Annotated in this window: 16 protein-coding genes, 1 tRNA gene and 1 pseudogene; 6 read left to right on the forward strand and 12 right to left on the reverse strand. The window is 63.8% G+C overall.

Annotation, left to right across the window (positions count from 1 at the left end; genetic code table 11):
• Positions 1-99: 99 nt before the first annotated feature.
• Together AC3CB8_RS16355 and AC3CB8_RS16360 are read left to right on the forward strand one after the other, a co-directional pair.
• Positions 100-909: an ABC transporter ATP-binding protein gene (locus AC3CB8_RS16355; RefSeq protein ID WP_023773447.1), complete on the forward strand. Its 810-nt coding sequence runs from the start codon at positions 100-102 to the stop codon at positions 907-909.
• An 11-nt stretch (positions 910-920) separates the two neighbouring features.
• Positions 921-1,799, forward strand: coding sequence for an ABC transporter permease (locus tag AC3CB8_RS16360; protein WP_352565173.1), 879 nt, complete (start codon positions 921-923; stop codon positions 1,797-1,799).
• 19 nt (positions 1,800-1,818) lie between these two features.
• Here the strand turns inward: AC3CB8_RS16360 and AC3CB8_RS16365 are convergent, their stop codons facing one another.
• The 5 genes from AC3CB8_RS16365 to purM all read right to left on the reverse strand — a co-directional run bounded on the left by AC3CB8_RS16365 (position 1,819) and on the right by purM (position 6,465).
• Positions 1,819-3,177, reverse strand: coding sequence for a sensor histidine kinase (locus AC3CB8_RS16365; protein ID WP_023773449.1), 1,359 nt, complete (start codon positions 3,175-3,177; stop codon positions 1,819-1,821).
• Entirely contained in the window at positions 3,174-3,851 is a 678-nt protein-coding gene (locus AC3CB8_RS16370; RefSeq protein WP_023773450.1) for a response regulator, read from the reverse strand. Before AC3CB8_RS16370 ends, AC3CB8_RS16365 begins: the two co-directional genes overlap by 4 nt.
• 299 nt (positions 3,852-4,150) lie before the next feature.
• Entirely contained in the window at positions 4,151-4,660 is a 510-nt protein-coding gene (locus AC3CB8_RS16375) for a SixA phosphatase family protein (RefSeq protein ID WP_352565175.1), read from the reverse strand.
• 15 nt (positions 4,661-4,675) lie between these two features.
• Positions 4,676-5,389 (reverse strand): phosphoribosylglycinamide formyltransferase, encoded by a 714-nt coding sequence (purN, locus tag AC3CB8_RS16380; RefSeq protein ID WP_023773452.1) that lies wholly within the window; start codon positions 5,387-5,389, stop codon positions 4,676-4,678.
• Positions 5,386-6,465 carry a phosphoribosylformylglycinamidine cyclo-ligase gene (purM, locus tag AC3CB8_RS16385; RefSeq protein ID WP_023773453.1) on the reverse strand — a complete coding sequence of 360 codons (1,080 nt, stop codon included), beginning with the start codon at positions 6,463-6,465 and terminating at the stop codon, positions 5,386-5,388. The genes purN and purM overlap by 4 nt, the downstream gene beginning before the upstream one ends.
• A gap of 209 nt (positions 6,466-6,674) precedes the next feature.
• Between purM and AC3CB8_RS16390 the strand changes: the two genes are divergently transcribed.
• From AC3CB8_RS16390 to AC3CB8_RS16405, 4 genes and pseudogenes are all read left to right on the forward strand, one after another.
• A complete protein-coding gene (locus tag AC3CB8_RS16390) occupies positions 6,675-7,229 on the forward strand; it encodes a CDP-alcohol phosphatidyltransferase family protein (protein ID WP_352726568.1) in 555 nt (184 codons plus the stop codon).
• The gene (locus AC3CB8_RS16395) at positions 7,204-8,484 is read left to right on the forward strand and encodes an AI-2E family transporter (RefSeq protein WP_435053047.1); all 1,281 of its coding nucleotides are present in this window, start codon (positions 7,204-7,206) and stop codon (positions 8,482-8,484) included. The genes AC3CB8_RS16390 and AC3CB8_RS16395 overlap by 26 nt, the downstream gene beginning before the upstream one ends.
• Before the next feature lies 1 nt (position 8,485).
• Positions 8,486-9,190, forward strand: coding sequence for a DnaA regulatory inactivator HdaA (gene hdaA, locus AC3CB8_RS16400; RefSeq protein WP_352551309.1), 705 nt, complete (start codon positions 8,486-8,488; stop codon positions 9,188-9,190).
• Positions 9,191-9,516: 326 nt separating this feature from the next.
• Positions 9,517-9,582: pseudogene (locus AC3CB8_RS16405) on the forward strand (type II toxin-antitoxin system prevent-host-death family antitoxin); the annotation flags it as partial.
• 72 nt (positions 9,583-9,654) lie between these two features.
• Here the strand turns inward: AC3CB8_RS16405 and AC3CB8_RS16410 are convergent.
• The 7 genes from AC3CB8_RS16410 to AC3CB8_RS16440 form a co-directional block, all read right to left on the reverse strand.
• Entirely contained in the window at positions 9,655-9,990 is a 336-nt protein-coding gene (locus AC3CB8_RS16410; protein ID WP_051407658.1) for a hypothetical protein, read from the reverse strand.
• Between the two features lie 68 nt (positions 9,991-10,058).
• Positions 10,059-10,135, reverse strand: a tRNA-Pro gene (locus AC3CB8_RS16415).
• 121 nt (positions 10,136-10,256) lie between these two features.
• Positions 10,257-11,336, reverse strand: coding sequence for a site-specific integrase (locus tag AC3CB8_RS16420; protein ID WP_352679115.1), 1,080 nt, complete (start codon positions 11,334-11,336; stop codon positions 10,257-10,259).
• Positions 11,337-11,536: 200 nt separating this feature from the next.
• Entirely contained in the window at positions 11,537-11,929 is a 393-nt protein-coding gene (locus tag AC3CB8_RS16425) for a DUF968 domain-containing protein (RefSeq protein ID WP_352679111.1), read from the reverse strand.
• Entirely contained in the window at positions 11,929-12,243 is a 315-nt protein-coding gene (locus AC3CB8_RS16430) for a hypothetical protein (protein ID WP_352679108.1), read from the reverse strand. The genes AC3CB8_RS16425 and AC3CB8_RS16430 overlap by 1 nt, the downstream gene beginning before the upstream one ends.
• Positions 12,243-12,452, reverse strand: coding sequence for a hypothetical protein (locus AC3CB8_RS16435; protein WP_352679105.1), 210 nt, complete (start codon positions 12,450-12,452; stop codon positions 12,243-12,245). The genes AC3CB8_RS16430 and AC3CB8_RS16435 overlap by 1 nt, the downstream gene beginning before the upstream one ends.
• Positions 12,449-12,976 (reverse strand): hypothetical protein, encoded by a 528-nt coding sequence (locus AC3CB8_RS16440; RefSeq protein WP_352726570.1) that lies wholly within the window; start codon positions 12,974-12,976, stop codon positions 12,449-12,451. Before AC3CB8_RS16440 ends, AC3CB8_RS16435 begins: the two co-directional genes overlap by 4 nt.
• Positions 12,977-13,017 lie beyond the last annotated feature (41 nt).

The raw sequence follows: 13,017 nt of genomic DNA on the forward strand, positions 1-13,017 counted from the left end.
CCGGCGCGATGCACCGCCTCGCGCCGGCATCGTCTGGTTTTCACGCCCGGAGGCCTTGGCCGACGGCGGTCCTTCGTTCGAACCGGGAGTTAGCCCAGCATGACACAAGAAAACAGCGCACCGGCAATTGAGCTGATCAATGTCAGCCGCCGCTTCCTGTCCCCCACCGGCAAGTCGCTGACCGCGATCCGTGATTTCACCATGACCGTCGAGCGCGGCGAATTCGTCGCCGTCGTCGGCCCGACCGGCTGCGGAAAGTCCACCACCCTCAACCTCGTCACCGGATTGGCGAGCCCAAGCGCGGGCGAGGTCCGGGTCATGGGTGCACCCGTCAAGGGCATCGATCCCCGCATCGGTTTCGTCTTTCAAAGTGATGCGCTGTTTCCATGGCGCACGGTGATCGAGAACGTCATGGCCGGGCCGCTCTTCCGTGGCAGGGCCAAGTCGGAAGCGACCGCCGCGGCGCGCGACTGGCTGGCGCGCGTCGGCTTGGCGCGCTTCGAGCATCACTATCCGCACCAACTCTCCGGCGGCATGCGCAAGCGAGTCGCCTTGGCGCAGACCTTTATCAACGGGCCCGAGATTCTGCTGATGGACGAGCCGTTTTCCGCCCTCGACGTGCAGACACGTGTTCTCATGCACGAGGAACTGCTCCGTCTGTGGTCCGAAGCCAGGGCCTCGGTCGTCTTCGTCACCCATGATCTGGAGGAAGCAATAGCGCTGGCCGACAAAGTCTACGTGCTGACCGCCGGGCCGGCGACGGTGAAATCGGTCTACACCATCGACCTGCCGCGCCCGCGCGTCGTCGCCGACATCCGTTACGAGCAAAGCTTCATCGACTATTCGCGCACCATCTGGGCCGATCTCAAGGAAGAGGTCGAGACCAGCTACGCCCGCGCTGCCGCGTGAGGGAGGACACAATGACCGATGCCACCATCGACATCAGGGCAGGAAGTTTCAGGCCGGGAACCTCGGACGCCGAAATAGAAGCCGCCGCCGCCAAGGCCGCGCAGCATCGCCGCCGCACGGTGATCTTCTGGCGGTATGCCATCCTCATCGTCTTCCTCGCCGCCTGGGAAATCGCCGGGCGCAAGGCCTGGATCGATCCGTTCTTCTACGCCACGCCAAGTGCGATCGCGCAGAGGCTCTATGAGTGGATGACGGAAGGTACGTCCGAAGGGCCGCTCTGGTACCATCTCTATGTGACGATGGAGGAGTCCGTCCTCGGCTTCGTCACGGGCTCGGTTGCCGGCATCATCATCGGCGTCGCGCTTGGCCGCAACCGCATGGCCGCCGACATTTTTTCCATCTACATCAAGGTTATCAACTCCATCCCTCGCGTGGTGCTGGCGCCGATCTTCATCATGATCCTCGGCCTTGGCCTTGCTTCGAAAGTGGCGCTGGCCTTCATCATGGTGTTCTTCGTCGTCTTCCACAACGCCTTCCAGGGCGTGCGCGAGGCCGACCGGGCGATGATCGCCAATGCCCGCATCCTCGGCGCCTCCGACTGGCAGCTGACCCGCTCGGTGATCGTGCCGTCGGCGATGAGCTGGATCTTCGCCAGCCTGCATGTCAGCTTCGGCTTCGCCATCATCGGCGCCATCGTCGGCGAGTTCGTCGGCTCACGCTACGGTATCGGGCTCTTGATCAACATCGCCAAGGGTTCCTTCGATGCCGCGGGCATGTACGCCGCGATCGTCATCATCATGGTAGTGGCGCTGGGCGCGGAATATCTGATGACGATGGTCGAGAACCGGCTGGCGAAATGGCGTCCGCAGCCGCTGCACGAGACGCAGTAAGCAGATCCGAGTGGGCAGCCTAGCCGCTGGCCAACGGCAGGCGCACCTCGACCACCAGGCCGCCGGTCGCGCCATCCGCTAGGGTGATGCGACCGCTCGCATTTTCGACCACCTCGCGCACGATGGCGAGCCCGAGGCCGCTGCCTTCGTCGGTCTCGCCGGTCAGCCGATAGAAGCGCTCGAAGACATGGTCGCGCTCGTCGGCAGGTATGCCGGGCCCGTCGTCGGTAACGGTCAGCACGGCCTCGCCGCCGGCGGCGGCGAGCTTGACGGTGACGGTGCCGCCTGCCGGTGTGTAGCGCAGGGCGTTGTCGACGAGATTGACGATCATCTCCCGCAGCATAGTGCCGTCCCCGATGACCGGTACGGCGCCAGTCTCATCGAGACCAAGATCGACGTTGCGATCAATGGCCCTCGGCGCATGCGTTTCCAGCACTTGGCGCGCGGCTTGCGTCAGGTCGATGCGATCGGCGCGCGGTCGCCGGCTGCCCGGTTCCGCGCGGGACAAGGTCAAGAGCTGTTCGGCCAGCCTCGCCAACCGGGCGGAGCTTGCCTGCAGTGCGATGAGCGCTTCCCGGCGCGCATCGACAGCGTTTTCGCGCAGCGCGTAGCTCGCTTGCGTCGACAACAGCGCCAGCGGCGTGCGCAATTGATGCGCGGCATTGGCGATGAAACGGCGCTGCGCCGCCATCTGCGCCCGCACCCGTTCCATATAGGCGTTGAGCGCATCGACCAGCGGCCGGATTTCGCTCTGCGCACCGGCGACTTCGATGGGGTCGAGTTCGCTGCGTTTCGGTGAGCGCACCGCATCGCGCAGCCGGATGAGCGGCGTCAACCCTCGCCGCAGGCCGAGCAGCACGAAGACGCCGGCTATCGCCACCAGCGCCAGTTGCTGGGTGAAGGCGCTGAACCAGAGATGCCGCACCATCGCGTCGTGCCCGAAAAGCGTGACCCCGACGGTGACGGATATCGGCGAGTCTTCGCCGGCGCCGACCACCGCATGCGTAATTGTCAGCAGCCGCAGCGTCTGGTCGCGATAGGTCGCTTCCATGCTGGGGCGTCCGGGTGTCCTGGGCAGCCCGGGATAGCCTGTCAACAGCCGCCCTCCAGCTGCCTCGACACCGTAGTAGACCCTGTCGCGGTCGCCCGTGTCGAACATCTCGAGCGCTGCCGGCGGCACTGTGGCGTTGATCACCCCGTCGGTCATTGCGACCTGCTCGGCAATCATTCGTGCCGATCCGACCAACATGCGATCGGTGATCAGATCGGCGGTCGCCAATGCGTTGCGCTGGCTGGTCCACAGATTGATGGCCGCAAGCCCGGCGAGAGGGAGCACGACCCAGGCCAGCAATTGCAGGCGCAGGCTGCGCGTTCTCATGGCACGCGATCGTCATGGCGCAGGAGATAGCCGAGGCCGCGTAACGTGGTGATCTGGACCCGCGACCCTTCGAGCTTCTTGCGCACACGGTGCACATAGATCTCGATGGCGCTTGGATCGGCGTCGGTCTCGAAATCGTAGATCGCCGCCGATAGTGCTGCTTTGCTCACCGTGCGTCCCGCCTTGATCATCAATTGTTCAAGCACGGCATGTTCGCGCGGTGTCAGGGCCAGTGTTTCGCCGCCGAGCGAGAACAGCCTAGTGTTGGTGTCGAAGACGAGGTCTCCGCAGGCAACGACCGGTGCCGTCCGGTCATTGGCGCGGCGCAGTTGCACGCGGATGCGCGCTTCGAGCTCCTCTACCTGGAAGGGCTTCGGCAGATAGTCGTCGGCGCCTTCGTTCAGGCCTTTGACCCGGCCATCGAGACTGGCATTGGCGGTCAGTATGATCACCGGCACCCGGTTGCCGCGGGCTCGCAGCATGCGCAGCACTTCCAGTCCGCCCATGCGGGGCAACGCAAGGTCGAGAATGACAAGCGCGTGGTCGCCGGCGGCAAGCGCGTGCTCGACATCCTCGCCGTCATGGACGACGTCGACGACATAGTTCGCCTGGCGCAAGGTCTTGCCCAGCCAGTCCGCCAGTTCGCGATTGTCCTCCACAAGCAGCAATCGCATGTCTATTGCCGTTCCAGCATCGCCCACTTTCGGTCTCAACGGCCACCAAGGCTCGATCGACGATCCCATTCGGCAATCGGACCCGGATGATCGATAGTATCGGATCGCAACGCAAGGCAAATGCGGCTTGGCTGCGGCCGGCGATGTTTTTCGCGGGCTAGATGCCCCTGTTTTGAAAGTTAAACACGAGACCGCCGACAAGCCCGCCACCGACTGGCCCGAGCCTGGCCAGGGCATCTGGGGTAACTGATGTCGCGGGTGCGGCGGGTCTGATCTTCCGCACCCGCGACATCAGACTTCTAGCTCAGATCCTTCGGCCGCAGGCTATGTGTCAGTCTGGCGGCCGACAGACCGGACCAATCGTCTTCAAGGACGAAGCGCGCGAGGGCTGCTGTCGGAAACTTTTTCTCGAGCCTCTTGCGCGCCTTCGCCTCCGATCCCGGTCCGGCAAGCTGTTTTGCCAGCTCCTCAAGGCCCGGATTGTGGCCGAGAACCAGCAGGCAGCCGCTCGACGGGTCCGCTTTGCGTAGCTGACTCAGAATATCCGCCGCTGCAGCATCGTAGAGCGCCTCGGCAAACGCGACCCGGGGATGCACTGGCAGTTCCGCCGCCACCAGCCGCCAGGTATCGCGTGTGCGCAGCGCCGGCGAGACCAGCACCTGATCCGGCAGCCAGTCGCGCGCGGCAAGCTCGCGGCCGATCAGCCGGGCCGCCTTCAACCCGCGTTCCGCCAGCGGTCGGTCGAAATCGTCGAGGTCAGGGTCGTCCCAACTCGATTTGGCGTGACGCAGCAGGAGCAGCTGTTTCATCGCTGCGCTCTTCGCTCAGGGCGTGATCCGCGCCAGATGCTCGAGGTCGGCTTCCTCGCGCAGCGGATCGGGCGCCATCACCACCGAGGTGCCGTTGTCGGCATCGTCGGCGAAGTGGGCAAGAACCGTATGCCCGGCCTCCATGCGTGCCTTGCCATCGGCGACCAGGCCAAGCGCCAGAGGGTAGAGCCGGTGCTCAGCCTTGAGCACGCGGGCGGCCAGCGTATCGGCATTGTCTCCGACCATCACCGGCACGGCCGCTTGCGCGATGATCGGGCCATCATCCATCTCGGATGTGACGAAATGCACCGTGCAGCCATGGATGCGGATGCCGGCGGCCAATGCGCGCGCATGGGTGTCGAGCCCCTTGAAGGCCGGCAGCAGGGCAGGGTGGATGTTGATCATGCGGCCCTGCCATTTCTGGACAAAGCCGGGAGTCAGGATGCGCATATAGCCGGCCAGCGCCACGATGTCGGCGTTGAAGGCCGCAAGTGCCGCGTCGATCGCCGCGTCATGCGCCTGCTTGCTGCCATGGTCGGCGCGGGAAATGACCTGGGTGGCGATGCCGCGTGCCTTGGCGATGCCGAGGCCGGCGGCGTCCGCCTTGTCGGAAATGACGCCGGCAATCTCGGCCGGGAAGGCCGGATCGTTGGCTGCCGCGATCAGCGCGGTCATGTTGGAGCCGCGCCCCGAAATCAGGACAACAGTGCGTTTTCTCTGCGTGCTCATAGGCCGATCGAACCCCGATAGATGACGCCGGCGTCGCGCCGCGGCACGATGCGGCCGATCGGCGTCACCGTCTCGCCGGCTTCCTGCAACACGGCCGCGACCTGCGCCGCCTGACCGGAAGCGACAGCCAAAATCATGCCGATGCCGCAATTGAAGGTGCGCATCATCTCCTCCGGCGCCACGCCGCCTGTCTTGGCCAGCCAGGAAAACACCGGCGGCACGTCGATGGCTTCGAGATCGAGCTCGGCCGAGAAATCCTTGGGCAGCACGCGCGGAATGTTTTCCGGAAAGCCGCCGCCGGTGATGTGCGCCAGCGCCTTGATGCCATGCGTGTTGCGGATCGCCTTGAGGATCGACTTGACGTAGATGCGGGTGGGTTCGAGCAGTGCCTCGGCAAGCGTCGCCTCGTCGTTGAACGGTGCCGGATCGTTCCACGCCAGACCGCTGGCGGCGACGATGCGGCGCACCAGCGAGAAACCATTCGAATGCAAGCCGGAAGAGGCCAGCCCGAGCAGCACGTCGCCCTCGACGATGTCGTCGGTGGGCAGGAGTTGGCCACGTTCGGCCGCGCCCACGGCAAAGCCAGCAAGGTCATAATCCTTGCCGTGATACATGCCCGGCATTTCCGCCGTCTCGCCGCCGATCAGCGCGCAGCCGGCCTGGCGGCAGCCTTGCGCGATGCCGCCGACGATCGCGGCACCCTGATCGGGATCGAGTTTGCCGGTGGCGAAATAGTCGAGGAAGAACAGCGGTTCGGCGCCCTGCACGACGATGTCGTTGACGCACATGGCGACAAGGTCGATGCCGATCGTGTCGTGTTTCCCCGACTCGATGGCAATCTTGAGCTTGGTGCCGACGCCGTCATTGGCTGCTACCAGCACCGGATCGGTGAAACCGGCCGCCTTCAGGTCGAACAGGCCGCCGAAGCCGCCGATCTCGCCATCCGCCCCCGGCCGGCGCGTGGCGCGCACCAGCGGCTTGATCTTCTCCACCATGAGATTGCCGGCATCGATGTCGACACCGGCCTGCGCATAGGTGAGCCCGTTTCCGCGCTTTGATGCGTCGCGCTTGCTCATCGCATTTTCCCTGCTCGTTTGCGGGCTCTTCGCATGAATGGTTTCGGGGGGCAAGGATAACGGCCGAACCGGGTTCCGTTTGGCCCGACAAAAGCGTGGATAGCCGGGGCATCGCACTCAGTGCTTGCGGCTGGCCCAGCCGGCTCTCCCTTGCCTCGGCCCTCCATCTCCCTCATCTATCTCAACGCATAATACGGCGGGACAATGCGTTGACCATCCCCAACCTGATCACCATGCTGCGCGTTGTCCTGGTGCCTGCCGTGGTGATGGCCATGCTGCAGGCTCGTTGGGACTGGGCCTTTGCCTGCTTCGTCGTTGCCGGCATTTCCGACGGCGTCGACGGCTTCATAGCCCGCCGGTTCAACCAGCAGTCCAGGTTCGGCGCCTATCTCGATCCGATCGCGGACAAGCTGCTGCTGGTTTCGGTGTTCGTCGTCATGGGCATCATCGGGCAGTTGCCGCTCTGGCTGGTCGTCACCATGGTGTCGCGCGACGCGTTGATCGTCTGCGCGGTCCTGTTGTCCACGGCGATGGCCCATCCGGTCGAGATGAAACCGCTTTTGGTGTCGAAGGCGAATACCGCCGTCCAGATCGTGCTGGCGGCGGTTGTGCTGGGCGAACTCGCCTTTGCCGTGCACCTCGACCCTCTGCGGCCAGGCCTCATATTGCTGTCCGGGGTCTTGACCGTGGCTTCGGCCGCGGCCTATCTCGTGGCTTGGCTGAGGCATATGAGCGGCTATGGCGAAGGCGGTAAATCAGGCTGACAAGCCCATCGACGGCAAGCCTGCCCGCAAGCCGGCCGCCCGCAAGGCGGCGGCGCTGGGCAAGGCCTACGACGGCCAGATGGTTGTGGTCGTGCCGGAAGGCGAGACGGCGGCAGAGGCAGAGGCGTCTTCCACGTTCCGCCGCCAGATATTCTTCTGGCTGGCGGGGGCCGCGATCCTGGCGCTCTTCCTTTATGTCTTCAGCGACATCCTGCTGCCCTTCGTCGCCGGCATGGTGCTTGCCTATTTCCTCGATCCGGTCGCCGACCGTCTGCAGCGGCTCGGCCTCAGCCGCTTCATGGCGACCGTGGTCATCCTCATCACCTTCCTGATCGTACTGGTGCTGGCTTTCGTCATCCTCATCCCGGTGCTGGCGACGCAGATGGCCGATTTCGCCAGCAAGCTGCCGGAATACCTGACCCGGCTGCAGAGCCTGATCACCTCCTTTGACCCGAAGTGGCTTGAACAGAAATTCGGCGTCAACGCCAATGGCTTGCGCGATGGGTTGAATTCGCTGCTGACCTCCGGTTTCGGCCTGCTCACCACGGTTTTCACTTCGATCTGGAGTTCGGGCGTGGCCCTGGTCTCGGTGGTCAGCCTGTTCGTGGTGACGCCGGTCGTGGCCTTCTACATGCTGCTCGACTGGGACCGCATGGTGGCGGTCATCGACAGCTGGGTGCCGCGCGACAACGTCGCCACGGTCCGCGCCATCGCGCGTGACGTCAACACCGCCACAGCCGGCTTCGTGCGCGGGCAGGGCACGCTCTGCCTGGTGCTGGGCGCCATGTACGCCACCGGCCTGACACTGACCGGGCTGAACTTCGCCATCCTCATCGGCCTGTTCGCCGGGCTGATCTCCTTCATTCCCTATGTCGGCTCATTGACCGGGCTGGTGCTGGCCGTCGGCGTCGCCTTCGTCCAGTTCTGGCCGGACTGGACGATGATCGTCGCGGTTGCGGTGGTCTTCTTCATCGGCCAGTTCATCGAAGGCAACATCCTGCAGCCAAGGCTGGTCGGCAAAAGCGTCGGCCTGCATCCTGTATGGCTGATGTTCGCGCTGTTCGCCTTCGGCGCGCTGTTCGGCTTCGTCGGCCTTTTGATTGCCGTGCCGGCTTCAGCGGCGGTTGCGGTGCTGGTGCGATTTGCCATCGCCCGTTATCTTGAGTCGCCGCTCTACAAAGGCCATGCCACAGAACCCGCGCCGCCACTGCCAGCCGATCGCGACGGCGGCCACCGCTCGCAACCGCGTCGCTGAAGTGACCGCGCAGCGAACCGACCCGCCACGCCAGTTGCCGCTCGATCTCGGCCATGGCACCGGTTACTCGCGTGATGAGCTGGTCGTCTCCGGCACCAACAACCAGGCGGCCGCACTGGTCGACCGCTGGCCGGATTGGCCAGCACCGGTGGTGGTGCTGGCAGGCCCAGCTGGCTCCGGCAAGACGCATCTGGCCTCGATCTGGGGTGCGCGCGCCAAGGCGGTGACTGTCGACGCCAGGCGCATTGGCGACAGCATCGCAAATCTCGGTGCCCGCCCGGCCCTGATCGATGACGTCGACGCACGCGCGGTCGACGAACTGGGCCTGTTCCATCTCATCAATGCGGTGCGTGGCGCCGGCTCGACGCTGCTTTTGACCGCACGCCGCTTTCCCTCGGCCTGGGGTGTATCGCTGCCCGATCTTGCATCGCGGCTCAAGGCGGCGGCGACAGTCGAGATCCATGAGCCCGATGATCTCCTGCTCGCCGGCGTCATCACCAAGCTGTTCGCCGACCGCCAGGTCGAGGTCGAGCCGCATGTCGTGCAGTATTTGGTGCGGCGCATCGAGCGTTCTCTGGCAACCGCGATGCGTGTGGTGGAGCGCCTGGATCGTACCGCGCTGGAGCGCAAGATGCCGATCACCAGGGCATTGGCCGCCGAAACCGTCAATGCCATGGACGAGGGGCAGGGCGAGTTCGCGATTTGATGACTTCAGGTTTCCAGAGGTCTCCGTCTCGACCAGAGTCCCATTTTGGGAAACAAAACTGGCACTCATCTTGCTGCGTGAGCTTGCCGGCTGACCCCGGTCCTGATTGCGTTCCAAATCAGGTTGTAGGCTCGCCGGGAATGAGGCGGTTGGGGTTCTCGCCCGGCGAGCTTGCGTTCAAAATGCGTCGAGCGGTTGCGCCGCAGCGGACATTCACCCCGACGACAGTGACCGCCCAGCATCGTCGAAACTCTTCAAGCGGACCACTCGACGGTCTATTTCTCAATTGAAACTTGGACCAGAGACTGGTCCATGCGCAGTAATCGATGCAGGTATCCGTTACCGATGCCAAGGGACAACTGACCGAACTGGTGCGCCGCGCGGAGGGCGGAGCCGATTTTTCGAAAACCGATATCGAGGGTGTGCTCTCAACGTAGCACTGTTGGCGGTGAGCTTGCGGCCAATCACAGCCACATTCTGACGAAATACCGGACCAACAGATAGACGGCTGAGTGCACGGCGATATAGCAGGCGGCGACCAGCACAAAAATTCCGATGCTGGCTGCCCACGAACGGGAGGCGACGACGCCAGGTGCGAGCCTGCCAAGCCTGCGGCTCTCGCGATTGTTCCACATCGCCAAGGCCGCACAGGCGATCGCCCATGCCACCATGAACGGAACCGTCACGCCCGCATAGGCAAAATAGGCCGGCCCGAACAGCGAGACCCAAGCATCGATCCCAAGCACCGCAAACCCCCGTTTGCCGCAGCTTAAGCCGGCAATGGCGATGGAAGCGAGCATGAAATAGCGACACGCGGATAGGGGCCAAAACCCCTTCGGTGCCATCGGTGTCGCATTTTAAAGAGAAATGGTCGGAGTGGAGAGATTCGAACTCCCGACCCTCTGGTCCCAAACCAGATGCGCTACCAGGCTGCGCTACACTCCGAACGTTGCGGGCTATAGGGTTTCGGCCTTTCCGTGGCAACCCCTGAAATGTAAAAACGGAACGAACGGCATACAACTCCCACGAGAGGCGCCAAAAGTCCCACCAAAAGTCCCACGGATGTTCAATTCTTGTTCTCCGCCGGCGCCGGCGCTGCCGCAACTTCGGGCGCGCGTGCCGCCTCGCTTGCCTCCATTGCAGCCCGCAGATCATCCTTGGTCACGTGGGAATAGCGCGACGTGGTAGCAAGCTCGGTATGGCCGAGAAGCTTTTGGGCCATCTTCAGGTTGCCGGTGGCGCGCACCAGGCGCGTGGCGGCTGTGTGCCGATTATCGTGGAAACGGTAATCCTCGACGCCGGCGCGGCCCTTGGTGCGGCGCCATTCGGTTTTGAAGCCCTCCATGGTGATAGGAACTCGACTGCCCTTGATTGCGCCAGGGCGAGGGCGCTTGACGACGTAGGTGAACACCGCCGTCTTGTGGTGGTCCTTTAGGCTCCACAGAAGCGTGAACATCGCCTCGGTCATTGGGATCGTGCGCGTCTTGTCGCCTTTGCCGGTCACGCGGAATTCCCGGTTGAAGAAATCGACGTGCGGCCATTCCATGCCGACAATCTCGGCCCGCCGGCACCCTGACAGAAGCGCGAACCGGAGAGCTGGCGCATAGTCGCCCCGGATCGAGGCCATGAACTTGGCTTCCTCGTCCGCAGTGGCCTCCCTGACGCGTTCCTGCGGCTCCTTGAGGAAATGGTCCTTCCATTCGATATCCGCGACGGACTGCTTCCATGTGCGCCGGGCGCGCCGCAACAGAGCCCTCAGCACCTCGCAGACACTTCGGTTGACGGTTGCGGGGGAAACATCCTCGCCGCGCCTCTTAGCCACCGCCTTGGCGACGGTGGCGTCGTTGATGGCCGATATCAAGGTCGAGGCGCCGATCTGCTCCTGAAGCCATTCCAGGGCGCGCAGCGTGTCAACGTGGTTGCGATGGAACTGGCCGACTTCATTCCAGTACTGGGCGGCGGCGGCTCTGAAGGAGAGCGGCTTGCTGGCGTCGAATTGCAGCCCTTTCAGGCGCGTTCGCTCGGCCTCTTCAACCTTTTCAGCTTCGCGCTTCGACGTGCATCCAGTCGGGCCTGAAAATCGCTGGCGTCGATAATGGAAGTCGTACGAGTATTCCGATTGGCCGGGGCGCTTGAAAACAGACATTTGCGGGCCTCTCGAAATTCTTCAAGGTCGGTCGGGTCGTACCGCCTGGTTTCTCTCTTCTCGCCCAGGCCGACATTGACGTAGCGAATTCGGCCGGCGCAAGTCAGGGCGCGCAACTGCTTCTCGGATATGCACAGTTCCCGCGCAGCCTGACCGGGCGACAGTAGCGCCCGCTCACCCATGATCGCCGCCATCGTCTGTCATGGCTTCCTCGCTGCACGGATGATGATTTCAGCGGCTTCATCGTCGCCAGATACGGCATAGAGGGCCAAGGCAACCCGGCAGGGGTCGATGCTGCGAGCTTCCCAAAAAGAGCGTTCTGACTGGCTGTGCTGCTCACGGTGGAGGGCTGAACTCAGCGGAACCGTCCAACGATCGTCAGGTTTCTCGGCACCGCCGACTTCCCGCTTTCCATAGGCAGGATCGGCGTAACGGATATGAGCGGCTTCAACGGGCCTGTCACCGGTGACGATGCAGGGAAGGGTGCGGATCCATTTCAGGTGCGCGTCATCTTCCTGGCGCGGCCGGCGGCGGCCTTTTGCTGGCGAGGTGGAGAACGCCGTCGGCGGGCGCTTGATCGCGAACCCGGCCATCAGCGCGCCGCCTGGTCGTGAGGGATCACCTGAAGATCCACGTCCACGCCGAGAGCACCGCGAAGAGCCTCGGAAGCAACGGAGAGGTCGACGGAATACCCACCGTTTGGGCCGGCCTGCACACCTATGCTCGCTCGCAAACTTGGGGTTTGCCACAGGCTGCGCGGTAGGTTTGCCTGGATGAACATGGCGCGCTCGGCCCGGTCAAGACTTGGTGACGTGCGAGCCAATCGAATGCCGCCGGCCTCCTCGAACACGAGCCAGAAACCATAGATGACTTCGGTGCTGGTAACGCGGCTGTTTCTCGGAGCCATCACTGCACCCGCTTCTCGGCGAGTGCCGCCGTCGTGATACGCTTGGCCTCCAGGTCGAGTGCCGCAGCACCGCGCCTATGGTGCCGCCGGCATTCAGTCCGGCGTTTGTCGATCGCTGCGAGCTGCGGGATCGCGCGACGGGTCTCGCGGTGCGAGCGCCACAAGCTCCACTGTACGATCGTGCGGCGGATGAGAGCGGAGAGCGTCATGCGGCCTCGCTTTTCGCGGTCGCGCCACGCTCAACGCCAAGCAGATCGTCCACAAAGTCGAGAACGGCTTGCTTGCTCTCCTGAAATGCATTGGCGCCCATGGCTGCAACCGACTGGCTTTTCGCCGTCCAGATGCGCACTACGTTTTCGCGCGCCTCGATGATGGCGTAGTCGTCTAGGGGGCGGATGGTCCGCACCAGGTCGAGCGCGGCGGTTTTCGATGCGCAGACATATTCCCGCTCGTCGCGATAGCCTTTGCGGATCAGCGCCTTTTTCCGCAGATGCTCGGCGGTCGGGTAGATCTCGCTCAGTTCGTCGGGAAGGTTCTGCCAAGCCGAATGGATGCAGGCGAAATAGTGCCGATGCGAGTTGGCCGAACGGTCGTGATGTTCAATGATCCGGTAGGTTTCGCCCACGACGAATACCTTGTCGGCGCGTGCGGCCCAAAACTGCGAGACCGGAATCATCGCCTCGCGGTCCCAGCGCATTGTGATCGGAGTTTCAGCCATCGTCTGTTCCTTCAAAGGGATTGCCGGCGCGGTACGGGGACACAGCCGCGCCGGAT

The organism is Mesorhizobium sp. P160927, assembly GCF_057766385.1.